Source organism: Amycolatopsis vastitatis, assembly GCF_002234595.1.
Taxonomy (GTDB): domain Bacteria; phylum Actinomycetota; class Actinomycetes; order Mycobacteriales; family Pseudonocardiaceae; genus Amycolatopsis; species Amycolatopsis vastitatis.
Window position 1 is genome coordinate 132,823 of the sequence record NZ_NMUL01000008.1, and the last position, 23,769, is coordinate 156,591.

Here is a 23,769-nt window from a genome sequence, read left to right on the forward strand (position 1 = left end):
CCTCCTCTTAGACGAAGGGCGGAAAGCCTTGACCACGCAGCCCACCACGGCTGAAGAGCCGTGGCGCGACCCCGCGGCCGACCCCGCCGAGCGAGTCCGCGCCCTGATGGCGCGAATGACCCTGCGCGAGAAGCTCGCCCAGCTCTACGGCATCTGGGTGGGCATCGACTCCGCCGGTGAAGTGGCGCCGCACCAGCACGACTTCGAAAACCCGGCGGTCGACTTCGACGACCTCGTCCGCCACGGCATCGGGCAACTGACCCGCGTCTTCGGCACCCGGCCGGTCGACCCGGTGATCGGGGCCCGCAGCCTGGCGCGCACCCAGCGGCAGATCGTCTCCAGCGGCCGGTTCGGGATTCCCGCGGTGGTGCACGAGGAGTGCCTGACCGGGCTGGCCGCGTGGCAGGCCACGATCTACCCGGCTCCGCTGTCGTGGGGCGCGACGTTCGACCCGGACCTGGTCCGCCGGATGGGCGAGCGGATCGGCCGGACCATGCGCGCACTGGGCGTGCACCAGGGGCTCGCGCCGGTCCTCGACGTCGCCCGCGACCTGCGCTGGGGCCGGGTCGAGGAGACCATCGGCGAGGACCCGTACCTGGTCGGGACGATCGGCAGCGCGTACGTCGCCGGCCTGGAGTCGGCCGGCATCGTCGCCACGCTCAAGCACTTCGTCGGGTACTCGGCCTCGCGCGCCGGGCGCAACCTCGCGCCGGTTTCGGCCGGGCCACGCGAAATCGCCGACGTCCTGCTCCCGCCGTTCGAACTGGCGCTGCGCGCGGGAGCCCGGTCGGTGATGAACACCTACACCGACATCGACGGCGTCCCCGGTGCCGCCGACCCGTCGCTGCTGACGGGCCTGCTGCGCGACACCTACGGCTTCGACGGCACGGTGGTCTCCGACTACTTCTCGGTAGCGTTCCTGCACCGGCTGCACCGCGTCGCGGCCGACCGCGGCGACGCCGCCGGGCAGGCGCTGACCGCGGGCATCGACGTGGAACTGCCCACCATGGACTGCTACGGCGAGCCACTGCTCGCCGCGGTGGAAGGGGGTGCGGTCGACGCCGCCGCCGTCGACCGTGCCCTCGAACGCGTGCTGCGGCAGAAGTGCGAACTGGGCCTGCTCGACGCGGACTGGGCACCGGAGGTCCCCGAGGAGATCGACCTCGACGACGCCGAGTCGCGGGCGCTCGCGCGTGAGGTCGCCGAGCGCTCGATCGTGCTGCTGCACAACGACGGGACGCTCCCGCTGTCCCCCGGCGCGCGGCTCGCCGTGGTGGGTCCGCGCGCGGACGCCGCCGGCGCGATGCTCGGCTGCTACTCCTTCCCGCTGCACGTCGGCGTCCACCACCCCGACGTCCCGTTCGGCGTCACCGTGCCGACCGTGGTGGAGGCGCTGCGGGCGTCCTTCGACGTGACCTACGCGCTGGGTTGCCCGGTCACCGGCGGCGGCGACGACGGCATCGCCGAAGCGGTGGCCGCGTGCGCGGACGCCTCGGTGTGCGTGGCGGTGCTGGGCGACCGGGCCGGGCTGTTCGGCGGCGGGACGTCCGGCGAAGGCTGCGACGCGCCCGACCTGCGGCTGCCGGGCCGTCAGGAGGAGCTGCTGGACGCCCTGCTGGACACGGGCAAGCCGGTGGTTCTCATCCTGCTGTCCGGACGGCCGTACGAGCTTTCCCGGCAGCTGCCGCGGCTCGCCGCGGTGGTGAGCGGCTTCTACCCCGGCGAAGAGGGCGCGCCCGCGCTCGCGGAAGTCCTCAGTGGACAGATCGACCCGGCGGGCAGGCTGCCGGTGAGCTTCCCGGCGGCCGGGGCGAGCCAGCCGTCGACGTACCTGGCGGCGCCGCTGGGTCAGCGCAGCGAAGTGAGCACAGTGGATCCCACTCCCCTGTTCCCCTTCGGGCACGGCCTGTCCTACGCGCCGGCGACGTGGCTGGACGTCAGCGCGACCGGTTCGCTCTGGCCGACGGACGGCGTCTGCCGGGTCCGGGTGACCCTGCGCAACGACCACCAGCGCGAAACCTCCGAGGTCGTCCAGGTCTACCTGCACGACCCGGTGGCCGAGGTGGCGCGCCCGGAGCGCCAGCTGATCGCGGCGCGCCGCGTTTCCCTGGCCCCCGGCGAAACCTCGGTGCTCGAGATCGGCCTGCACGCCGACCTGACGTCCTACACCGGCCGCGCCGGGCAGCGGCTGGTCGAGCCCGGCGACGTCGAGCTGCGGGTGGGGACGTCGAGCGAACAGATCGTCACGACACTGCACTGCACGCTGACCGGGCCGCGCCGCGCCGTCGGCTTCGACCGGGTCCTGACTCCGGAGTTCTCGTTATGAAGCGTCCTCTGGTGATCTTCTTCCTGGCCGTGCTGACCGCCCTGTTCGTCGGGGCTTCCGGGCGTCCCGCGCCCTCGCACTGGGTGGCGACGTGGACGTCGATGCCGCAGCTGACCGAGCCCGGCAACATGCCCCCGGCGCCGTTCACCGGAACCGACCGGGTGCTCGACAACGCGTCCCTGCGCGAGACGGCGCAGGTGACGGCCGGCGGGCCCCGCATCCGCCTGCGGTTCTCCAACGCCTTCGGGGGGGCACCGCTGCCGCTGACCGCGGTGTCGGTGGCACGCCCGGTTTCCGGCGCCGCCGGGGTTTCCGCCGTGGTCCCGGGCAGCGTGCTGCCGGTGACGTTCCACGGCAAGCCGTCGACGATCGTCCCGCAGGGCGCGCAGGTCGTGTCGGACCCGCTGCCGTTCCCGGTGCGGCCGCTGGAGAACATCTCGGTGACGGCGTACCTGGCGAACGGCCAGGCGTCGACGTCGATCACCTCGCACCCGGGTTCCCGCACGACGTCCTATCTGCTGGCGGGCAACCAGGTGTCCGCGCTCGATCTGCCGGGCGCGACCCCGGTGGACCACTGGTACTTCCTCAGCGGCGTCGAGGTGCTGTCGCCGGCGTCGGCGGTGGCGGTGATCGGCGACTCGATCTCCGACGGCCGCGGCTCGACGACCAACGGCAACGACCGCTGGCCGAACGTGCTGGCCGCCCGGCTGCACAAGGTGTCCGTGGTGAACCAGGCCGCGGGCGGCAACCGCGTCCTGCAGGACGGCCTGGGCCCGAACGTGCTGGCCCGCCTCGACCGCGACCTGCTGGCCACGAGCGGGGTGTCGTGGGCGATCGTGTTCGAAGGCGTCAACGACATCGGCACGGCCTCCCCGGCCACCGTTTCCCAGACGGCCGCCGCCCTGATCGACGCCTACGACCAGATCATCACCCGCGCCCACGCCCAGGACATCCAGGTCTACGGCGCGACGATCACGGCGTTCGGCGGCAACACCGGCTACGACTCGCCGGAGCGCGAAGCGGCGCGTCAGCAGGTGAACGCGTGGATCCGCCAGCCGGGCCACTTCGACGCGCTGCTGGACTTCGACAAGGTGACCCGCGACCCGGCGAAGCCGTCCCAGCTGCTGCCGGCCTACGACGTGGGCGACCACCTGCACCTGAACCCGGACGGTTACCGGGCGATCGGGTCGAGCGTTCCGCTCGCATTGTTCCGGAATGACGGCTAGAAATGGCCGAGTGCCACAACGACGACAATTTCCGGACGTGATTTTCTTCGCCTGATCACCGATCGCCGAACCCGGCCTGACGGACGGTGATCACCCGGCGAGCGCCGGACATCTGTTGGGACACAAGCGAGTCTCGAAGACAGGGGGCCCGTGACGCAGGTCACGGGCCGCCCCCTATCATGTCGCCGTCTGCTGTCCCCACAGGTACTCGTCGCTCCCGGAAAGGGATCCCATGTCCGACGTCATCAACAGCATCTTCGGCCGTCCCAAGAACGAAAACACCGGCTCGGGCGGGTACGCCTACGGCACCGTAGAGCCGGCACCGGAGGTCGCCGAGGCGCCCGCGGAAAGCGCTCCCGCGACCGACGAGGCGGGAATCGTCGTCGAGGAGACGGAATCCGCACCCGAAGCGGAAACCACCGCGGAAACCGCGGAGGACGAAGCCGTCGACAGCGACCAGGCCGAGGACGGCTCCGATGACGAGTCCGGCGACGACGCGGCCGAAGCGACCGAGCCGAGCGACGAGGACGTCACCGGGACCGACGAGGAGGCGGTCGCCGAGGACACCGAAGAGGACGACACGGACGCGAACGTGACCGCTCCCGAAGCGGTCGTCGAAGCCGAGCCCGTTGCCGAAGCCGAGCCGGTCGCCGAAGCGGCGGAAGCCGAGCCGGTTGCGGACGCCGAGCCAGTTGCTGTCGAAGCCGCACCGGTCGTGGCGGCCGAGCCCGTCGCCGAAGCCGACGCGCCCGCGGCCCGGCCCGCCGCGGGGAACCGTGGCAGCACCACGATCGCCGACGGCGTGGTCGGCAAGATCGTCGTGCGGATCGCTGCCCAGACCGAGGGCGTGCACAGCGTCGCCGAGGACGGCATCACGGTCGAGCTCGCCGACGACGTCGCCTGGGTCACCATCCCCGTGGTGGTCGAGTTCGGCCACGCGGTCAAAGCACTGGGCGAGCAGATCCGCGTCGCGGTGATCGACGCCGTCGAGCAGTACCTGGGTCTCGACGTCGAGGTCGTCGACGTCCACGTCACCGACATCCACTTCCCGGAAGCGGACTGACTCGCGCCGGTGCCCGGTTCCCGGACCGGGCACCGGTGTCGCCGTTCGGGTCCGCGGCCGCCGCTCGGCACGTTTCCAGGTCCACCTCACGCAACGCCGCGCCCACGCCCGCCAGCGCGACCGCGTTCATCGACAGCGACGTCACGCTCAGCCCGGTGAGGATCGGCGCCAGCGACGGGTCCGCCGCCGCCTCGCCGCACACGCCCACCGGCTTGCCCGCCTCGGCGCCCGCCGAAGCCACCATGCCCACCAGGCGCAGCAACGCCGGCTGGTGCGGGTCGTTCAACGCCGCCACCGCGCCCAGCTGGCGGTCCGCCGCGAAGACGTACTGCGCCAAGTCGTTCGTGCCCAGCGACACGAAATCGACCTCCGCGAGAATCGAAGCAGCGCACAACGCCGCCGCCGGGATTTCGATCATCACGCCCGCCCGGGCGATTCCCGCCGCGCGGGCACGGGATGCGAACCAGGCCGCTTCCTCCGCCGTCGCCACCATCGGGGCCATCACCGACAGCTCGACGCCCGTGTCGGCGGCCGCCGACGCGATCGCGGACAGCTGGCGGTCCAGCAGCTCCGGGCGGTCGAACGCCACCCGGAGGCCGCGGACGCCCAGCGCCGGGTTGGGTTCCTCGCCCATCGGCAGGAACGCCAGGGGCTTGTCGGAACCGGCGTCCAGCGTCCGGACGACGACCGGTTTCCCCGCGAACGGCGCAAGAACCGCCGCGTAGGCCGCCCGCTGCTCGGCCTCCGTCGGCTCCGAAGCCGCCGAGAGGTAGCAGAACTCCGTGCGGAACAACCCGATTCCCTCGGCGCCTGCCGAAGCCGCGGCCACCGCGTCCGCCGCCGATCCGACGTTCGCCAGCAGCTTCACGCGGTGGCCGTCGGCGAGCCGTCCGACGCCGTCCCAGGTCGCCTTGGGCGTCCGGGCCGAGGCCCGGACCTTGCCGTCGGACGGGGAAACCGTGCCCGCGGAACCGTCGACCGTCAGGCCGGGGCTGTCCAGGTCCAGGACTCCGGCGCACGCGACCACGGCCGGGATTCCCAGTGCCCGTGCCAGGATCGCGGTGTGGCTCGTCGGGCCGCCTTCGGATGTGACCAGCGCGAGCACGAGGTCCGGGTCGAGCCCGGCGGTGTCGGCCGGGGCGAGGTCGCGCGCCACCAGCACGCTCGGCGACGTCAGCTCGGGGACGCCGGGTGGCGTCACCCCGAGCAGGGCCGCGACGATCCGGTCGCGGACGTCGGCGACGTCCCGGGCGCGCTCGGCCAGGTAACCGCCCGCGGCCCGCAGCGCCGCCATGAACTCCCCCGCCGCCTCCCACACCGCGCGCGGCGCCGGAAGCGAACGCTCGAGGACGAGCTTCTCCGCGGAGGCGAGCAACGCCGGATCGGACGCCATCGCCGCGGTCGTCTCCAGGACCGACCGGGCATCTCCGGACACGGAACGGGCACGATCGGACAACACGGCCGCCACCGATGTGGCCGCCTGCCCGATCTTGCCCGCTTCGACGTCGAGGTTCACGGGAGCGGGCACGGAAGCGGGTTCGGGCAGGTCAGCGGCTACGACGACGCGCGGGCCGTCGACGCGACCGGGGCTGACTCCGACTCCGGACAACTGCATTCGGGACCTCCGGGAGCAAAGGATCTCGTAACGGGGGATTGACAGTACGGTAACAACGGGCACAATCAAACGGCAACGGGCAAACATCGGAGAGGAACGGGCATGTACGCCGCCGAACGGCATCAGCTCCTGGCGCAACGCGCACGACGCGACGGCCGGGTCGACGTCAACGACGTCGCCGGCGAACTCGGTGTCGCCCCCGAAACCATCCGCCGCGACCTCGGCGTCCTCGAACGCCAGGGCGTCGTCCGCCGCGTCTACGGCGGGGCCGTCGCGGTCGAGCGGCTCGACTTCGAACCCGAGGTCGCCCAGCGGGACCAGACGAACGCCGCCGAAAAGGAAGCGATCGCCCGCGCGGCGCTCGACCTGGTGCCCGACCGCGGCTCGATCCTGCTCGACGCGGGCACCACGACCAGCAGGCTCGCGACGCTGCTGCCCACCGACCACGAGCTGACGGTGATCACCAACTCGATCCCGGTCGCCTCGATCCTCGCCACCCGCCCGGGCATCACCCTGCACATCCTGGGCGGCCGGGTCCGCGGGACGACGCTCGCCGCGGTCGAGGCCTGGACGCTGCACGCCCTCGACGGGCTGCTCGTCGACGTCGCTTTCCTCGGCGCCAACGGCTTTTCCGCCGAGCACGGCTGCACGACGCCGGACATGGCCGAATCAGCGGTGAAGGCCGCCGTGGTCGCCGCCGCCCGCAAGCGGGTGCTGCTGGCCGACCACAGCAAGTACGGCACCGACCAGCTCAGCCGCTTCGCCCGGCTGGCGGAGATCGACGTGCTGGTCACCGACAGCGGCATCGACGCCGGTGCGGTGGCCGAACTCGAAGAAGCGGGCCCCGAGGTGGTGCTGGCGTGATCGTCACCGTGACCCCGAACCCGAGCCTCGACCGGACCGCGCAGGTCGCCGAGCTGCGCCGCGGCGAGGTGCTGCGCGCCGCGGCCGTCCGGCTCGACCCCGGCGGCAAGGGCGTCAACGTCGCCCGCGCGCTGGCCGCCGCCGGCACCCCGACCGTAGCGCTGCTGCCCGCCGGCGGCCCGGTCGGCGAACGGCTGGCCGAGCTGCTCGCCCCCGAAGGCGTCCCGGTCGTCGCGGTGCCGATCGCCGGGTCGACCCGCAGCAACATCACGCTCGTCGAAGCCGACGGGACCACGACGAAGATCAACGAGCCGGGCCCGGAGATCTCCCCCGCCGAGCTGGCCACCCTGGAACGGCGTGCCGTCGAACTGGCCGCGCGCGGCGAATGGCTGGTGTGCTGCGGAAGCCTCCCCGCCGGGGTGCCCGACGACTTCTACGCGCGCCTGACGAAACTCGCCCGCGACGCCGGGGCGAAGGTCGCCGTGGACTCCTCGGGCGCGCCGCTCGCCGCCGCGTGCGCCGGCGGGCCGGACCTGCTCAAGCCGAACCTCGAAGAGCTGACCGAGCTCGCCGGCCGTCCGCTGCCGCTGCTCGGCGACGTCGTCGCCTTCTGCCACGAACTGATCTCCGGTGGTGTCGGCAGCGTGCTCGTCAGCCTGGGCGCGCGAGGCGCCGTGCTCGTCGAGGCCACCGGAACGCACCACGCGCTCGGCCCGCCGGTGGCCGTGCGCAGCACCGTCGGCGCCGGAGACGCCGCACTCGCCGGGTTCCTCCACGCGGGAGGAACCGGCCCCCGAGCCCTGCGGACCGCGGTCGCCTACGGCACCGCCGCGGTCACGCAGGAGGGCAGCCGCATGCCCACGCCTGAGGACGTGCACCCCGACCAGGTGCGCGTGCTCGACGCCGATCCGACCCTCACCCTCAGCGGAGCCGCCGCATGACCACCCCAGACCTGATCACCGCCGACCTGGTCGACCTCGGCCTCGACGCCGCCGACAAGCAGGCCGCCGTGCGCGGCCTCGCGCAGCGGCTCGTCGACGCCGGGCGGGTGACCGACCTCGAGGTCTTCCTCAAGGACGTCGCCGCTCGCGAGGAGCAGATGGCCACCGGGCTCGAAGGCGGCATCGGCATCCCGCACTGCCGCTCGGCCGCGGTCACCACGCCGACCCTGGCGTTCGGCCGCAGCGCCGCGGGCATCGACTTCGGCGCGCCGGACGGCCCGGCGAAGCTGATCTTCCTCATCGCCGCGCCCGAAGGCGGGGGCAGCGACCACCTCAAGGTCCTGGCCGCCCTCGCGCGCCGGCTCGTCCGGGCCGAGTTCAAGCAGCACCTCCTGGACGCCACCGACGCCGACGCCCTCGCTTCCTACATCCGCCAGGAGGTGGCCTGACCATGAAGTTCGTCGCCATCACCGCCTGCCCCACCGGCATCGCCCACACCTACATGGCGGCCGAGTCGCTGGAGCAGACCGCCAAGGCCAACGGCGACGAGATCGTCGTCGAGACCCAGGGTTCGGCCGGGTCCGAACCCTTGTCCGCCGAGGACATCGCGAGCGCGGACGCCGTCATCTTCGCCGCGGACCTCGCCGTGCAGGGCCGGGACCGCTTCGCTGGCAAGCCGATCGTCGAAGCGCCGGTCAAGGCCGCGATCAACGACGCGGCCGGGCTGTTCGAACGCGCCAAGGCCGCGGCCCGCGAGCCCGTCGCCGCCGCGCCCGCCACCCCGGAGCTCACTTCGAAGGTCGGCGCGAACGACGGCGCCGGCGCCCGGATCCGCCAGTGGCTGATGACCGGCGTCAGCTACCTCATCCCGTTCGTGGCCGCGGGCGGCCTGCTCATCGCGTTGAGTTTCGCCCTGGGCGGTTACAAGATCGTCGACGCGCCGAAGGTCACCGAGCACTTCGACGCGGGTTCGGTCGCCGGCTGGGCCGCGCTGATGTTCCAGATCGGCAGCGCGGCGTTCGACTTCCTGGTACCGGTGCTGGCCGGGTTCATCGCCTTCGCGATGGCCGACCGCCCGGCCATCGCGCCCGGGTTCGTCGGCGGCGCGATCGCCGTGACCGTCCACGCCGGGTTCCTCGGCGGCCTGGTCGCCGGCCTGCTCGCCGGTGGCGTCGTGATGGCGCTGAAGAAGATCCGGGTGCCGAAGGCGATGCGCGGCATCATGCCGGTGGTCGTGTACCCGCTGCTCGGGTCCATTGTGGTCGGTGTGCTGATGTACGTCGTGGTCGGCAAGCCGATCGCCGCCGCGACGAGCGGGTTGACGCACTGGCTCAACAGCCTCAGCGGTGCCAGCGCGCTGCTGCTGGGCGCGCTGCTCGGCCTGATGATGGCCTTCGACATGGGCGGCCCGGTCAACAAGGCGGCGTACGCCTTCGCGGTCGGCGGCCTGACGACCGGTGCGACGGCGTCCCTGCAGATCATGGCCGCGGTGATGGCCGCCGGGATGGTCCCGCCGCTGGCGCTCGCGCTGGCGTCGACGGTGCGCAAGAAGCTGTTCACCGAGGCCGAGCGCGAGAACGGCCGCGCGGCCTGGCTGCTCGGCGCGTCGTTCATCACCGAAGGCGCGATCCCGTTCGCCGCGGCTGACCCGTTCCGGGTGATCCCGTCGATCATGCTGGGCTCGGCCGTCACCGGCTCGCTGTCGATGGCGTTCGGCGCGACGCTGCGTGCCCCGCACGGCGGGATCTTCGTGGTCCCGCTGATCGGCAGCCCGCTGCTGTTCCTGGTGGCGCTGGTGGCCGGCACGGTGGTCGCCGCCGGGGCGGTGGTCCTGCTCAAGCAGGCGCGCTTCCGCGCCACCGAACGTTCCGCCGCCGTCTCCGGCCGGCCCGTCAACGCGTGAAGGAGTCCACTGTGTACCAACGCCGCACGCTCGTCGCCAGCAGTGTCGGGCTGCACGCCAGGCCCGCGGGCCTGGTCGCTCGCACGGCGGCCGGACAGCCTGCGAAGGTCCGGATCGCCAAGATCACCGGCGGCGTCGCCGGCGACCCGGTCGACGCGGCCAGCGTCCTCGGCCTGATGACGCTGGGCGCTGCTTTCGGCGACGAGGTCGAGCTGACCGCCGAGGGCGACCACGCCCAGACGTCCGTCGACGCGCTGGCCGAGCTGATCGCCCAGGACCTGGACGCGTAAGGAACCCGTCGCGGCCCCGGTGGTGCTGATGCCACCGGGGCCGCTTCGCCCGAACGGCCGAAGCGCCCGGCCTGCCCGGTGGTGTCCACTACGCCGGTGAATGCGTCCGATGCCGGGGAAACGGTCACCACACTGCGCCGGGCGTGCCGCTACGCCGAGGCGGAAAGGGCCATCGAAAAGCTCCTCGACGGGGCCAAGGCGCACGTCGAGCTAGGCCGGATTGCTTTCGATCGTGATCGGTGGGAAATCGCCACCGGTCACTTCACCCGCGCAGCGGAACTGGATCCCTTCAGCGAGATGGCCCAGGCATGGCGGGTGGCCGGGCTGAGCCGACAACGGCGGTACACCGAAGCCCGTGCCGCCGCGGACGCCGTTCTCGAGACGAACCCCCAAGCTCACCTGGTCCGGATCGCACGGGCGCGGGTGACCGTCGACGAGACCTCCGACGAACGGTACCTGCTCGACGAGTGCGAAACGGTCCTCGGCTTCTTCCCTGATCATCTCGAGGCGCTGGAAAGCCGCATTCGCGCGCTCACGGGGTTGAACCGCCCCGTGGACGCGGCGGCCGCGGCCGAAGAAGCACTGGAGCGCCACCCCAAGGCCGCTGAACTGTACGTCGCGTGGGGATCAAGCCTCGCGAAGGCAGGCCGGTTCACCGCGGCGGTCGAGAAGTACGACCGCGCCGTGGAGATACAGCCCCAATACGTCCATGCGCATTACCGGAAGATCGACGCCCTCGGCGAGGCTTACCGCTTCGACGAAGCACTCGGCCACGCCGAAGCGGCGGCGCAGCAATTGCCGGAGGCGAGCCGCCTGTACCTCACTTGGGGAGGCATCCTTCGGCGCTGTCATGATTTCACCGGCGCGGTGGAGAAGTTCGACCACGCCATCGCCATCGATCAGCACCGGGCGGACCACTACCGGTGGAGAGCGTTCGCCCTGATGAAGCTCGGCCGGCGAGCCGACGCACTCTCCACCCTTCGAACCGGTCTGGAAGCCTGCCCTGACACTGTCGAGCTGTTGATCGAACAGGCCTGGCGATACCGGGATGCGGACGATACGGACGCCGCGATCGCCATTGCCGAGAAAGCAGCTTCGCTCGCCCCGGCGAACCCGTCGGCACTGCACTGCCTCGTCAGGGTTCTGAGGCAGGTACAACGCTTCTCCGCCGCGGAATCCGCGGCGGCGGCAGCGATCCGCGGGTGCCCCCGGGACGCCCGACTCCACCGGGAACTGGGCTGGGTGTTCGCGGATCAGGACCGCGACGAGGAGGCACTCTCCGCTTTCCGCCGGGCGGCGGAACTGGACTCCTACGACGCTTTGTACATCGTGAACGTCAGCCGGGCCCTACGATGGCTCTATCGCCACGACGAAGCCAGGGAACTGCTCGCAGAGTCGTGCACAAAACTCCCGGAAGACCCGCAGCTCGTCGAACAACAGGCACTGCTGAGTGAAGAAGTCGGCGCCATCGACGAAGCGCTGGACCTCTACCTGGAGACCAACCGCCGGTGGCCGCTGTTCGTCGGTGCGTGGATCGGCCGTATCCGGCTGCTCGCCCGCCGCAACCGCCACGCCGAAGCCGAGCGGACCGCACGGCTGGCGATGGAGCTCAATCCGTTCGCCGCCAACCTGCGCAGCCGGACGGCGACGTTACAGCAGGAAAACGGCGACGAAACCGCTGCAATCGCCACCCTCCGCCAAGCGTGCGCCGCCCTGCCGGGCAGGCGAAATCTCACTCTGGACCTGAGCTGGTTCCTTCGCCTCGCCGGCGAATACGAAGAAGCGCGCGAAATCCTCTGGCGGCTCCCCGACGATCCCGATGTCCTGAAGCGCCGCATCGGCCTGCTGCGGGACACCCGGGAACACCAGGAAGCTCTCGCCATCGCCGCGACCGCCGTGGAACGCTTCCCGGCGGATCTCCAGTTCCGGCGTGTCATCGGCAACATCCGATCCGATCTCGGGGATGACGAACAGGCGATCGCGGCCTTCGAAGCGGTCCTGACGCTGCACCCAACGGACCGGGCTGCTCTGCTGGGAAAGCTCGGCCGCCTGCGGCTGCTGCGTCGCTACGACGAGGCCGTGCGGATCCTGCTCGGCGAGATCGAGCGCCGCCCGAACTACCCCGAGTTGCACGTCGAACTGGCCCGGGTCTACGAATGGATGGAGCGGAGGGCCGACGGCATAGCCGTCTACGAAAAGGCCATCGAGATCGATCCTCATGACGGCTGGTTGCGGCTGAACCACGCCTACGCGCTGTGGCAGGCCGGACGGTACGAAGATGCGGAAACCGCGCTGACCACCGCTCTTGACGTGCAACCCGACTACGCGGCGCTGAAGCTGGAAATGGGCAGGCTCTGCGACGTCCAGAACCGGCACGAAGAAGCCCTGACCTGGTTCGACCGCGGCCTGGCTCGGCTGCCGAGGTCCACGTGGGCGGTGACGGCGAAGTCCGCCGCGCTGCGCTCCCTGGGCCGGTTCGGCGAGGCCGAGCGCCTGCTCGCCCCGCGCTTGGAAGGCCAGGACGTCACCGCCGACGTGGTGATCGAATGGGGCTGGGTGCTACGCGACCGCGGTGAGCTGGCTCGTGCCCGCCAGGCCTTCGAGCGCGCCCTCACCTTGGCGGTGGGCAAACGCGGCAGGGCGGACGCCCTGCATTGCCTGGGCTGGACCGCCTACAGCGCGGACGACTTCGAAGAAGCGGAAGGGCAGTTCCGGGCCGCGATCACCGAGAATCCCCAATCCAACAACGCCAAGATCGGACTGGCCTGGACGCTGGTGCACGACGGGGTACCGAACGGCGAGGACGAAGCGGAGCAACTGTGCCTGGACGTGCTCGCCGACGCTCCACGACGTCACCTCGCCCATACCTGCCTCGGCGTTCTCTACGCCAAGCAGGGCAACCTCCCCCAGGCGGAACACCACCTCCGCCAGTCCATCGAAATCGACCCGTACGGCGGCAGCTACGTCGACCTCGGCGCGCTCTTCGCGCAGATGGGCCGCTTCGAGGAAGCCGAGACCCTGCTGCTCAAGGCGCTGGAACGCAACTGGTACGACAGCCAGGCGCACATCGAACTCGGCGCCCTGCACCTCCAGCGTGATCTCGACGGTACCGACGACCCCGCCGAAGCGCGGCGGGCCGCCCGGCACTTCCGGCAGGCGCTGGTCATCGAACCGACCCGCGGCGCCGCCGCCATCGGGTTGTCCCTCGCTCTGATCAAATCGCCGGGCGATCTGCTGGCCGCGGAGCGCGTGCTGCGGGAAGCCCTGCGCCGTCCGAACTGCGACCAACCGCGCTGGCAGCTCCTGGTCGCTCTCGCGCGGCTGCTCATTGGCCGGGGCGACGAAACCCAGCGTCGCGATCTGCACCTCGAAGCGCTCAGCACCGCCCGGCAGGCGATCGAGCTGGCCGCCAACCAGGCAGACCCACACTATGTAGCCGGTGTCGCGGCGTACAAGGCCGGGGAAAGCGGACCTCAGGCGCAGGCGCGGCCGTTCTACCGCCGCCGCGCGCTGCATCACTTCCGGCGCTGCCTGCACCACGATCCCGACCACATCGAGGCCCGACGCGTGATGGCTCTCGCCGAAGAGAGCCTCGCGATCACGAGGAACAGCCTCGCCGGCAGCGCGACGATGATCGCGGTTGCGGGCGCGCTGCTGGTCACGCTCTGGCTGGGCTTCTTCCTCACTGGCAAGGTGACGACCGTCGTGATCAGCACCCTGACCCCGATCCTGGTCGGCCTGGTGGCGCTCGGCTTCGTCCTCCCCTTCCTGGTCCGGCTCAAGCTCCCCGGCGGTGTCGAAGCCGACCTCTCCGCCAGCCTGAACCAGGTGTCCTCCGGCCCGACGGGCGAGGTGAGCATCGGTCCCGGGCGACTGGTGGGGAGCAGCTCCGACAGTTCGGCCACGTGGTCACCGCTCGGCACCGGACCGCGTGGCGAACTGCCTCGACTGGGGTAGCGGGACGCTCGATGACTAAGCCGGGCCGAGCAGGGCGATCGAGGCTCGCACCGCGAGCTCGGTGACGTCGCCGGCCCGGCCGCCGTCCTCGACGGTGGTGGCGATCAGCTCCCGCAACCCGCCCAGCAGCATGATCGCCAGCTGGCGGGACGGCGGGCTGATCCCCGCCGCGCGCATCTCCGCCGTGTCCGTCAGCCGCTGGGTCATCGCGATGAACCCCTCCATCGCGTCGCGCTGCAGGTCGCGGGCCGGCGCGCCGAGTGCGGGCACGTCCCGGATCCAGCTCAGCGTGATCGCCGGCTCGGACTCCGCGCAGGCGATCCACGTCTCGATCGCCTGGCGCACCTGCTCTTTCCATGGCGCACGCGGGTCGACGGCCTCGGAGATCTGCTGGATCATCGAACGGTTCGCGTCGGCCAGGAGCGCGATCAAGCACTCCTCCCGGCTGGAGAAGTGCTCGTAGAACGTCCGGCGTGACGTGCGGGCGCGGCGGACGACGTCGGCGACCGTCGTGTCGCGGAAGCCGCCGGAGGTGATCGACGCGGCCAGCCCGTCCAGCAGCCGCTGCCGGTACCGGCGGGTGTCGACGTCCACGGAAGTCACGCTATACCCCTCCTCTTGAAACGAGATGGTACACCGGCGTACCGTGTCGACGGTACGCTCGCGTACCACCTCTGGGAGGGTCGATGACGACCGTGACAGGACCACCCGTGACGCTGCCGCCGGGGCCGAGCGCTCCCCGTGCCGTCCAAGGCGCCTACGCGCTCACGCAACCCCTGCGGGGGATGCGCCGCCTTCGCGAGCGCTACGGCGACGCCTTCACGGTGAACGTGCCGATCTTCGGCAACGCCGTCGTGATCAGCGATCCCGGCGAGATCAAGCAGCTGTTCACCTCCGGACCCGAGCTCGTCGACAACCTCGAGGTCAACCTCGGGCGCGTGCTGGGACCCCGGTCGATGTTCGCCCTCTCCGGCGAGGAGCACAAACGGCAGCGCAAGCTCCTCGTGCCGCCGTTCCACGGACGACGGCTCGCGGCGTACGAGAAGATCGTCGAAGAGGAGACCGTCCGTGAGCTGGCGAGCTGGCCGGACGGGAAAGCGTTCGCGACGCTGCCGTCGATGATGCGGATCACCCTCAACGCGATTCTCCGCGCGGTGTTCGGCGCCGAAGGGGCCGAGTTCGCCGAGCTGCGCGAACTGCTGCCGCCGTTCGTCACCCTCGGCTCCCGGCTGGCCGTGCTGCCGATTCCCAAGAAGGGCCGCTTCAACCCGTGGCGCCGCTTCGAGCGGATGCGCCGCGAGTACGACGCGGTCGTCGACCGGCTGATCGCCCAGGCCCGCCCGGACGGCGACGACGTCCTGGCGATGATGCTGCAGACCCGCTACGACGACGGGTCGAAGCTGACCCGCGAAGAGATCGGCGACCAGCTCCTCACCCTGCTCACCGCCGGGCACGAGACCACGGCGACCACGCTGGCCTGGGCGGTCGAGCGCCTCCGCCGCCACCCCGCGCTGCTGGCGGAGCTGAAGGACGACGACGGAAAACTCCTCGACGCGACGATCCTCGAGGTCCAGCGCACCCGCCCGGTCATCGACCTCACCGCCCGGCAGGTCAAGCAGGACGGCTACCGGCTCGGCCGGTGGACGCTGCCGAAGGGCTACGCGGTGCTCGTCAGCATCGCGCTGATCCACGACGACGACGCCGTCTTCCCGCACGCGGCCACCTTCGATCCGCATCGCTTCGCGGGCGCGCGCCCGGACCTCTACCAGTGGATCCCGTTCGGCGGCGGCACGCGCCGCTGCCTCGGCGCCGCGTTCGCGACGATGGAGATGACCGTCGTGCTGCGCACCCTCCTGCGGGACTTCGAACTCGTGCCGGCCGCCGGCCCCGGCGAACGCTGGCACTCCCGGGGCGTCGCCTACGCCCCGGCCAAGGGCGGCCGCGCGGTCGTGCGCCGCCGGATGACCGGAGGTGCTTCTTGACCGAGCGGATCGCGGACGTCGGCCGCGGGATTTCCCTGGCCTACGAACGGATCGGGGACACCGGCGCCGAGCCCCTCGTCCTCGTCGCCGGGCTCGGCCAGCAGCTGCACGGCTGGCCGGACGCCTTCTGCGCGCAGCTCGCCGGGCGCGGCTACGAGGTCGTCCGGTTCGACAACCGGGACGCCGGGCGCTCGACGCACCCACGCTTCCGGCCGCCGAGCCTCTTCGGCATGCTCGCGGGGCGGTTTCCGCCGCAGCAGTACGACCTGATGGACATGGCCGCCGACACCGTGGGCCTGTTCGACGCGCTGGACCTCGAGACCGCCCACATCGCCGGCGTCTCCATGGGCGGCATGATCTCCCAGACCACCGCGGCGCTGTACCCGGACCGGATCCGCACCCTGACGTCGATCATGTCGACGACCGGGTCGCGCGTGCTCGGCCGGCCCGCGCTTTCGACGTTGCGGATGATGGGCGGGAAGCCGCCGAAGTCCCGCGAGGAGGCGGTCGAAAGCGCCGTCCGGATGTTCCGCCACATCGGCTCCCACGGCTTCCCGTTCGACGAGGCCTGGGTGCGCGACACGGCCGGGAAGGGCTGGGACCGCGACCCGACCGCCGGCGGTGTCGGCCGCCAGCTCGCCGCGATCATGAAGTCCGGCAACCGGACGCCCCTGTTGCGGAAGATCACCGCGCCGACGCTGGTGATCCACGGCGACCGCGACCGGATGGTCCACCCCACCGGCGGCGCCGCCACCGCCCGTGCGATTCCCGGCGCCCGCCGCGAAACCGTCCGCGGCATGGGCCACGACCTGCCCGAAGGCGCGTGGCCCGCCGTGCTCGACCTCATCGACCAGCACGCGAGGAGCAGCGATGTCCCGGCCCCGTAGTGCCGATCCGACCGAAAGCAGGCGGAAACGGTCCGCGGCCGATTCGCGCGAGGCCACGGTTTCCGCCGTGACTGCCGTCGGATCGGCACCTAAACGGCGCAGCCTCAGCGGCCGCCCGGTCGTGATCACCGGCGCGGCGTCCGGCATCGGCCGGGCCCTGGCCACCCGGCTGTCCCGGCTCGGCTCGCCGGTCGCCCTCGCCGATGTCGACGAAGACGGCCTCAAGGCCGCCGCGGCCGCGTTGTCCGGCCGGGTACTGACCCGTGTCCTCGACGTCCGCGACGCGGAAGACCAGCTGCGGTTCGCCGCCGAGGTCCGCGAGTGGCTCCCGGCGCCACTGGCCGCGGTGTTCAACAACGCCGGTGTCGCGGTGACCTCGACCGTGCTCGACGCGGTGCCCGAGGACGACGACTGGCTGCACGACATCAACTTCCGCGGGGTCGTCCACGGGACGCGGGCGTTCCTGCCGGTCCTCGTCGCCCAGGGCGAAGGCGCGATCGTGAACACCTCCAGCGTGTTCGGCCTGCTCGGGATGCCGTACCAGAGCGCGTACTGCGCGGCGAAGTTCGCCGTCCGCGGCTTCACCGAGTCGCTGCGGCAAGAGCTTCGCGGCACCGCTGTCCGCGCGATCACCGTGCACCCCGGCGGCATCACCACGAACATCGCGCGCAACGCCCGGATGCGCCGCGACCCCGAAGGGCTGGGGCGCACCAAGGAACAACTGGCCGCCCAGTTCGAGGCCATGACGATGACGTCGCCGGACAAGGCGGCGGCGGTCATCCACGCGGGGGTCGACCGCGGCAAGGCCCGCATTCTGGTCGGGCCCGACGCCTACCTGTTCGACGCGCTCGCCCGCGTCACCCCCACCCACTACAACGCCGTGCTGACCCGCGTCCTGCGGCGCCGGCGGACGGAGGCCGTGACATGACCGAACACGTCGACGTGCTCATCGTCGGCGCCGGGTTGTCCGGCGTCGGCGCGGCCCACCACCTGCGGACGGCGTTCCCGCGCAAGACGCTCACGATCCTCGAAGCCCGCGATGCGGTCGGCGGCACGTGGGACCTGTTCCGCTACCCGGGGATCCGGTCCGATTCGGACATGCACACGCTCGGCTACCGGTTCCGGCCGTGGACCGACGCGAAGGCCATCGCGGACGGCCCGTCGATCCTGCGGTACGTCCGCGACACCGCGACCGACGCCGGGATCGACCGGTTCATCCGCTTCGGGCACAAGGTGGTCCGCGCGGAATGGTCCACGGAGGACGCACTGTGGACGGTCGAAGCGGTGCACGACGGGAAGCCGGTGGCGCTCACCGCGAAGTTCCTGTACCTGTGCAGCGGCTACTACGACTACGAATCCGGTCACACGCCGGAGTTCCCGGGTCTCGAGCGGTTCGGCGGCACCGTCGTGCACCCGCAGCACTGGCCCGAGGACCTCGACTACACCGGCAAGAAGGTCGTCGTGATCGGCAGCGGCGCGACCGCCGTGACGCTCGTCCCGGCGATGACCGGCCGCGCGGCGCACGTGACCATGCTGCAGCGCTCCCCCAGCTACATCCTCTCGATGCCGTCGGAGGACACGCTGGCCAACCGGCTCCGCGGCCTGCTCGGCCCGCGGCTGGCGTACCCGATCGCGCGCTGGAAGAACGTCGCGGTCAGCACGCTGATCTACCAGCTCAGCCGGCGCCGCCCCGGCGTCGTCAAGGCGCTGATCCGCAAGGCGACGGCGAAGCAGCTGCCGCCGGGCTACGCCGTCGACACCCACTTCAAGCCGCGTTACCAGCCGTGGGACCAGCGCCTCTGCCTGGTCCCCGACGGCGACCTGTTCCGCTCGATCCGCCGCGGCGACGCCTCGATCGTCACCGACCGGATCGCGGAGTTCACCCCGGACGGGCTGCGGCTGGAGTCGGGCGGCGAACTCGAAGCGGACGTCGTCGTCACCGCCACCGGGCTGCGACTGCTGGCCTTCGGCGGCATCGAGCTCGTCGTGGACGGCGACCCGGTGAAGCTGCCGGAAACCATGGCCTACAAGGGAATGATGCTCAGCGGCGTGCCGAACTTCGCCTTCACGATCGGCTACACGAACGCGTCGTGGACGCTGAAGGCCGACCTCGTCGCCGAGTACGTCGTCCGGCTGCTGCGCCACCTCGACCGGACCGGACACGACCAGTGCGTGCCGGTCAACGACGACCCGGCGGTCACCGAGCGGCCGCTGCTCGACTTCGACGCCGGCTACGTCCAGCGCTCGATCGGCGAGTTCCCGAAGGCCGGTTCGCGGGCGCCCTGGCAGCTGGGCATGAGCTACGCGCACGACGTCGTCAAGCTCCGGCACGGCCGTCTCGACGACGGCGCCCTGCGTTTCTCGCGGCGATCGGCGGGAGCGGGCAGACTGACCGCATGACGCTCGGTACTGCGCCCGCAAGGGGCCGCTGACATGCACTCCGCGGGACTCGTGCTGCACCCCCGCCGCGACTCGGCGGCCGCCGTCGAAGCCGTGCTCGGCTGGGCGGGCAAGCGGAACATCGAGATCCTCGGCATCTCCGACGAGATCGTCCGGCTGAACTGCGCCGCGATCGGGGTGACGCCCGAAGAGCTCGGGCGCCGCTCCGACCTTGTGGTCAGCTTGGGCGGCGACGGCACGATGCTGCGGGCCATGCGGCTCGCCGACGGCCAGCGCGCGCCGGTGCTCGGGGTGAACCTCGGCAAGCTCGGCTTCCTGGCCGAGGTCGACGTCCCCGACCTGCCCGGCGCGCTTTCGGCCATCGACGAGCACGAGTTCACGGTGGAGCCCCGGCTGGCCGTGGACGCCGTGCTGGAGGGGCGCCGGATCACGGCGTTCAACGACATCGCGGTGGTCCGCGTGCCCGGCGAAGGGAGCGCGGTGGTGGCGGTCCGCGTCGGCGGCCAGCCGTTCGTGAGCTACTCGGCCGACGCGGTGGTCGTGGCGACCCCGACCGGCTCGACGGCGTACAGCTTCTCCGCGGGCGGCCCGATCACCAGCCCGGCGGTCGAGGCGCTGCTGGTGACGCCGGCGGCGCCGCACTCGGCGTACAGCCGGGGCGTGGTGCTGTCGGTGCACGACGAAGTCACGCTCGAGCTGCTGCCGACCAGCGGGCGGCTGGCGGTGGAGGTCGACGGCCAGGTCGAGGGCTACGTGTCCCCCGGCGACCGCCTGGACCTGCGCGCCCGGCCGAGCGCGGCGCGGGTGGTCCGGCTCGGGATGACGACGTTCTACCAGCGGGCGCGGCGCAAGCTCCGGCTGACCGACTCGGCAGAGATCCCGCAGGACGGCGACCACTGAGTTTTTGAGCGCGGCGGAGCTTCTTGAGCGCGGCGGAGCTTCTTGAGCGTGGCGGAGCCGTGTCGTGCGTCACATCCCGAGCGTGTAGGCAATGGTCACGGAATGGTCACGGGTAGCGTCCGCTGCTCCGCCTGAACCAGCCGAGCCGTCCCGGAGTGTTTCACCGCATGCTGTGTCCCGCACCCGTCCGTCCGTCGCTGCGCGCCCGCCTGCTCGTGCCCGGCGCACTGGCCGCCTTCGCCGGCGCCGTCGTCCTCCTCGCCGTGCTGCACCTCGACCGGCGGCTCGCCCCCCTCGACCCGGTCAGCTCGATGCTGAGCGACTACGCGCTGAGCCCCGGCCGCTGGATGTGGGACGGCGCGCTGCTGCTCACCAGCTCCGGCTCGGCGCTTCTGCTGGTGGCGCTCTACCGCCGTGGCCTGCTGGCCAACCCGGCGCTGGTGGCGGCGAAGGCGTTGTGGTGCGTCAGCCTCCTGGCGGTCGCGCTGTTCGCGAAAGACCCGCAAGGCGGTGCGATCACGGCCACCGGCAAGATCCACCTCTACGCCTCGGCCGTGACGTGCCTGAGCCTGCCGGTCGTCGGCTGGGCGCTGGGCAGGCGGCACCGCGACGACCCGCGCTGGCGGCGGTTCGCCACCTGGTCGCGCCGGCTGGCGCTGGCCGCGATCCCGTTCTACCTGCCGTTCATCGTCCCGTTCGCGGTGAACGTCGTGTTCGGCGGTCACCTGCCGACGGTGGCGACCGGGCTGGTGGAACGCCTGATGATGGTCCTGGAGATCGCCCTGCTGGCCGTCCTGGGCCACTGGGCCCACCGCGCGATGCGCCCGGCCCGGGTTTCCTACGCCACCGCGTAACTCGCGTGATCCGGGCCGTCTCCCGCCTCTGGTCACGCGAGTTACGGGGTGGGCTGGTCGCGGGTGCGGTGCAGGAGCCAGTCGCGTGCGGTACGGATCAGGGCGTACCGGACCGCGCCCGCGCGGCCGTGCAACGTGAACAGGATCCGCTTGGCCGTCCGGTCGTGCTCCTCCCACCAGCCCGTGTCGGCGACCTTCTTCGTGTCGTCTTCGTAGGCGAGGTGGTCGAGCGCGTGGTCGGGGACGGCGACCGCCAGCCGGTTCTCCGCCGGATCGGGCGGGAGGCCGCGCGGCACGGCCCACGACCGCAGTACGCCGTCCTCCTCCAGCCGGAGGTCGAAGTGGTGCCGCGGGCGCCAGTGCTCGTGCAGCACGAAAGCCGGTCGCCGCTCGCTCATGTCAGTGCGCCCGCTCGTGGCTTTCCTCGAGCGACAGCCCGCGCTGCCGGGCTTCGACGATCGACCAGAACCGCGGGCACCGCACGGGTTCGCCGGCCGGGCACTGCCGTCCGTGCTCCAGAGCGGCGCGGGCCACCTCGATGCGGTGCTGCTGCTCGGCCAGCTCGGCCAGCTTGCCCTCGATCAGCTCCCGCCGGGACGGCCCCGCGATGAACCGTTCGATCTCGGCCAGCGAGAAGCCGATCTCCCGCAGGAAGACGATCATCCCGACGTGCCGGACCGCCGACGTGGCATAGCGCCGGCGCCCCGCCGCGCGGGCCGACGGCCGCACCAGGCCGAGTTCGTCGTAGTACCGCAGCGTGGTCGCCGGCACGCCGGTGCGATCGGCGAGCTCGCCGATCGACAACGACGCCTGCGTGGGCTCGGACATTGACTTCGAGGCTACTCGAAGTGGTTCGCTCGCCCCATGGAGATCGCAGAGAAGGTGCTGGGCCGCTTCCTGCCGTGGTGGGCCCGGCACGGGGGCCTGGCCCAGTTCCACCGGCCGTCCGGAGCCGCGGGACACCTCGCCGGCTGGATCATGGGCCGTCGCTCGTCGAACGTCGCCCGGAACCGCTGGGCCGCGGGACTTCTCGACGTCCGGCCGGCCGGACGCGTCCTCGAACTCGGCTGCGGTCCGGGCGTGGCCGTCGCCGCCCTCGCCGCGCGGGCGACCCGGGGCCTGGTGGTCGGCGTCGACCACTCGCCGGTGGTGATCCGCCAGGCGCGCCGCCGCAACCGGGCCGCCGTCCGGGCCGGGCGGGTCCGCCTGGTCTGCTCGCCCGTCGAAAACCTGACCCTCGGCGAAGAAGCGTTCGACGCCGCGCTCGCCGTCAACACCGTCGGCATGTGGCCCGAGCCCGCCGCCCGGCTGCGCGAAATCGGCCGGCTGCTGCGGCCCGGCGGGCGCATCGCCTTGGTGTCGCAGCCCCGTTGTCCCAGCGCCACTGCCGCGGCCGCCGCCGACGAGCTGACCGGCCTGCTCGGCGCAGCCGGATTCGAGGACTTCCGCACCGAAACCCTCGACCTCGACCCGCCCGTCGTGTGCGTCATCGCGCACGTGGCTAAGTTGGGTTCCTGACGGAGTTCAGGGGGAGGCCGGGTGAGCGTCGCCGGGAGTGTGCTGCCGGCCGCGGCCGCGGTGGCCCTCGTCGTCTTCGCCGTGCGGCTGGCCACCGAGCCCCGGCGGCTCGGCAACGCCGTCTGGCTCGGCCTCGCGCTGCTGCTCAGCGCGTTGTGGCTGCTGCGGACGGCACTGCACCTGGACTGGCTGACGCCGGTGCTGTTCGGGCTGCTCGGGGTCGTGGTGGTGGTCGTGGCGCTGGTGCTGCCGATCGCGTTGCTCGTCAACGGCGTGCGGATGTGGCGGCGGGAAGGGCACCGCGCCGGGAACCTGCTGTCGCTCGGCCTCGGCGTGGGGATGATCGTCCTCGAGGTGCTGTTCTTCGTCCCGCTCGGCCGGTGGGGCTCGGCGCTGGTGACCATCGCGGCGGTGCTCGCCTGCTACTTCGGGTTCCTGTTCGCGTCGCTGCTGGTCTATTCCGTGGTGTACAGCCGGATCGGCCGCCGCGGCGGGTTCGACGCGATCATCGTGCTCGGCTGCGGTGTCGACGGCGACCGCGTGCCGCCGCTGCTCGCCGGGCGGCTCGACCGCGCGATCCGGCTCCACCAACGCGAGACCACGCCGCCGCTGCTGGTCGTTTCCGGCGGGCGGGGACCCGGCGAGACGGTCACCGAAGCCGAAGCGATGCACCACTACCTTCGGGAGCACGGCGTGCCGGACGACTTGATCCGGCGTGAAGACCGGGCACGGACGACCGAGGAGAACCTCCGGTTCTCGGCCGCGCTCCTCCCGGGCGACGCGCGGCTGGTGGTGGCGGTGACCAGCAACTACCACGTGTTCCGGACGGCGGTGGAGTGCCGCCGCCTCGGCCTGCCGTTCCACGCCACGGGTTCCCCGACGGCGAGCTACTTCCTGCCGAGTGCGCTGCTGCGCGAGTTCGCCGCGCTGATCCTGCATTACCGCCGGACGACGATCGCGGCGTGCGTGCTCATCGTCGGTGTGGGTGTGGTCTTGACGATCCTGACCTGAGCGGCCGGACGCCCGGACGTATAGGGCGTTAT

General features: G+C 71.8%; 21 protein-coding genes. 17 read left to right on the forward strand and 4 right to left on the reverse strand.

Annotated elements, in window-relative coordinates; translation table 11 throughout:
* The first annotated feature begins 28 nt into the window (after positions 1 to 28).
* The 3 genes from CF165_RS10525 (at position 29) to CF165_RS10535 (ending at position 4,615) form a co-directional block, all read left to right on the forward strand.
* Complete coding sequence (locus tag CF165_RS10525) at positions 29 to 2,326, forward strand: beta-xylosidase/alpha-l-arabinosidase (protein WP_093947278.1); 2,298 nt, start codon at positions 29 to 31, stop codon at positions 2,324 to 2,326.
* Positions 2,323 to 3,552 carry an SGNH/GDSL hydrolase family protein gene (locus CF165_RS10530; protein ID WP_240521530.1) on the forward strand — a complete coding sequence of 410 codons (1,230 nt, stop codon included), beginning with the start codon at positions 2,323 to 2,325 and terminating at the stop codon, positions 3,550 to 3,552. Before CF165_RS10525 ends, CF165_RS10530 begins: the two co-directional genes overlap by 4 nt.
* Positions 3,553 to 3,784: 232 nt before the next feature.
* A complete protein-coding gene (locus CF165_RS10535) occupies positions 3,785 to 4,615 on the forward strand; it encodes an Asp23/Gls24 family envelope stress response protein (protein WP_093947279.1) in 831 nt (276 codons plus the stop codon).
* On the opposite strand, the gene CF165_RS10540 is transcribed toward CF165_RS10535, so the two are convergent.
* Entirely contained in the window at positions 4,584 to 6,230 is a 1,647-nt protein-coding gene (locus tag CF165_RS10540; protein WP_093947280.1) for a phosphoenolpyruvate--protein phosphotransferase, read from the reverse strand. The genes CF165_RS10535 and CF165_RS10540 overlap by 32 nt on opposite strands.
* 102 nt (positions 6,231 to 6,332) lie before the next feature.
* Here CF165_RS10540 and CF165_RS10545 point away from each other — a divergent pair, with 102 nt between their 5' ends.
* From CF165_RS10545 to CF165_RS10570, 6 genes are all read left to right on the forward strand, one after another.
* Entirely contained in the window at positions 6,333 to 7,094 is a 762-nt protein-coding gene (locus CF165_RS10545; RefSeq protein WP_093947281.1) for a DeoR/GlpR family DNA-binding transcription regulator, read from the forward strand.
* A complete protein-coding gene (gene pfkB / locus CF165_RS10550) occupies positions 7,091 to 8,035 on the forward strand; it encodes a 1-phosphofructokinase (protein WP_093947282.1) in 945 nt (314 codons plus the stop codon). Before CF165_RS10545 ends, pfkB begins: the two co-directional genes overlap by 4 nt.
* The gene (locus CF165_RS10555) at positions 8,032 to 8,484 is read left to right on the forward strand and encodes a PTS sugar transporter subunit IIA (RefSeq protein WP_093947283.1); all 453 of its coding nucleotides are present in this window, start codon (positions 8,032 to 8,034) and stop codon (positions 8,482 to 8,484) included. Before pfkB ends, CF165_RS10555 begins: the two co-directional genes overlap by 4 nt.
* Positions 8,485 to 8,486: 2 nt before the next feature.
* Entirely contained in the window at positions 8,487 to 9,938 is a 1,452-nt protein-coding gene (locus tag CF165_RS10560; protein WP_093947284.1) for a PTS fructose transporter subunit IIC, read from the forward strand.
* A gap of 11 nt (positions 9,939 to 9,949) precedes the next feature.
* Positions 9,950 to 10,228: an HPr family phosphocarrier protein gene (locus tag CF165_RS10565; protein WP_093947285.1), complete on the forward strand. Its 279-nt coding sequence runs from the start codon at positions 9,950 to 9,952 to the stop codon at positions 10,226 to 10,228.
* Positions 10,229 to 10,324: 96 nt separating this feature from the next.
* Positions 10,325 to 14,185 carry a tetratricopeptide repeat protein gene (locus CF165_RS10570; RefSeq protein ID WP_093947286.1) on the forward strand — a complete coding sequence of 1,287 codons (3,861 nt, stop codon included), beginning with the start codon at positions 10,325 to 10,327 and terminating at the stop codon, positions 14,183 to 14,185.
* Positions 14,186 to 14,200: 15 nt separating this feature from the next.
* On the opposite strand, the gene CF165_RS10575 is transcribed toward CF165_RS10570, so the two are convergent.
* On the reverse strand, positions 14,201 to 14,788 hold the full coding sequence (locus CF165_RS10575) for a TetR/AcrR family transcriptional regulator (protein ID WP_093947287.1): 588 nt from the start codon (positions 14,786 to 14,788) through the stop codon (positions 14,201 to 14,203).
* A gap of 83 nt (positions 14,789 to 14,871) precedes the next feature.
* Here CF165_RS10575 and CF165_RS10580 point away from each other — a divergent pair, with 83 nt between their 5' ends.
* From CF165_RS10580 to CF165_RS10605, 6 genes are all read left to right on the forward strand, one after another.
* Positions 14,872 to 16,167, forward strand: coding sequence for a cytochrome P450 (locus CF165_RS10580; RefSeq protein ID WP_093947288.1), 1,296 nt, complete (start codon positions 14,872 to 14,874; stop codon positions 16,165 to 16,167).
* Positions 16,164 to 17,054 (forward strand): alpha/beta fold hydrolase, encoded by an 891-nt coding sequence (locus CF165_RS10585; protein WP_093947289.1) that lies wholly within the window; start codon positions 16,164 to 16,166, stop codon positions 17,052 to 17,054. Before CF165_RS10580 ends, CF165_RS10585 begins: the two co-directional genes overlap by 4 nt.
* Before the next feature lie 67 nt (positions 17,055 to 17,121).
* The gene (locus CF165_RS10590; RefSeq protein WP_093947367.1) at positions 17,122 to 17,982 is read left to right on the forward strand and encodes an SDR family NAD(P)-dependent oxidoreductase; all 861 of its coding nucleotides are present in this window, start codon (positions 17,122 to 17,124) and stop codon (positions 17,980 to 17,982) included.
* A complete protein-coding gene (locus CF165_RS10595; RefSeq protein WP_093947290.1) occupies positions 17,979 to 19,454 on the forward strand; it encodes a flavin-containing monooxygenase in 1,476 nt (491 codons plus the stop codon). The genes CF165_RS10590 and CF165_RS10595 overlap by 4 nt, the downstream gene beginning before the upstream one ends.
* Positions 19,455 to 19,487: 33 nt before the next feature.
* A complete protein-coding gene (locus CF165_RS10600) occupies positions 19,488 to 20,354 on the forward strand; it encodes an NAD(+)/NADH kinase (protein ID WP_093947291.1) in 867 nt (288 codons plus the stop codon).
* Between the two features lie 167 nt (positions 20,355 to 20,521).
* Positions 20,522 to 21,208, forward strand: a complete 687-nt coding sequence (locus CF165_RS10605; protein ID WP_093947292.1) for a DUF998 domain-containing protein — start codon at positions 20,522 to 20,524, stop codon at positions 21,206 to 21,208.
* Between the two features lie 41 nt (positions 21,209 to 21,249).
* On the opposite strand, the gene CF165_RS10610 is transcribed toward CF165_RS10605, so the two are convergent.
* Together CF165_RS10610 and CF165_RS10615 are read right to left on the reverse strand one after the other, a co-directional pair.
* Positions 21,250 to 21,606, reverse strand: coding sequence for a DNA polymerase ligase N-terminal domain-containing protein (locus CF165_RS10610; protein ID WP_093947293.1), 357 nt, complete (start codon positions 21,604 to 21,606; stop codon positions 21,250 to 21,252).
* Between the two features lies 1 nt (position 21,607).
* Positions 21,608 to 22,036 carry a MerR family transcriptional regulator gene (locus tag CF165_RS10615; protein WP_093947294.1) on the reverse strand — a complete coding sequence of 143 codons (429 nt, stop codon included), beginning with the start codon at positions 22,034 to 22,036 and terminating at the stop codon, positions 21,608 to 21,610.
* Between the two features lie 36 nt (positions 22,037 to 22,072).
* Here CF165_RS10615 and CF165_RS10620 point away from each other — a divergent pair, with 36 nt between their 5' ends.
* Both CF165_RS10620 and CF165_RS10625 read left to right on the forward strand, forming a co-directional pair.
* A complete protein-coding gene (locus CF165_RS10620) occupies positions 22,073 to 22,726 on the forward strand; it encodes a class I SAM-dependent methyltransferase (protein ID WP_093947295.1) in 654 nt (217 codons plus the stop codon).
* Positions 22,727 to 22,747: 21 nt separating this feature from the next.
* Positions 22,748 to 23,737: a YdcF family protein gene (locus tag CF165_RS10625; RefSeq protein ID WP_093947296.1), complete on the forward strand. Its 990-nt coding sequence runs from the start codon at positions 22,748 to 22,750 to the stop codon at positions 23,735 to 23,737.
* The last annotated feature ends 32 nt before the right edge of the window (positions 23,738 to 23,769 follow it).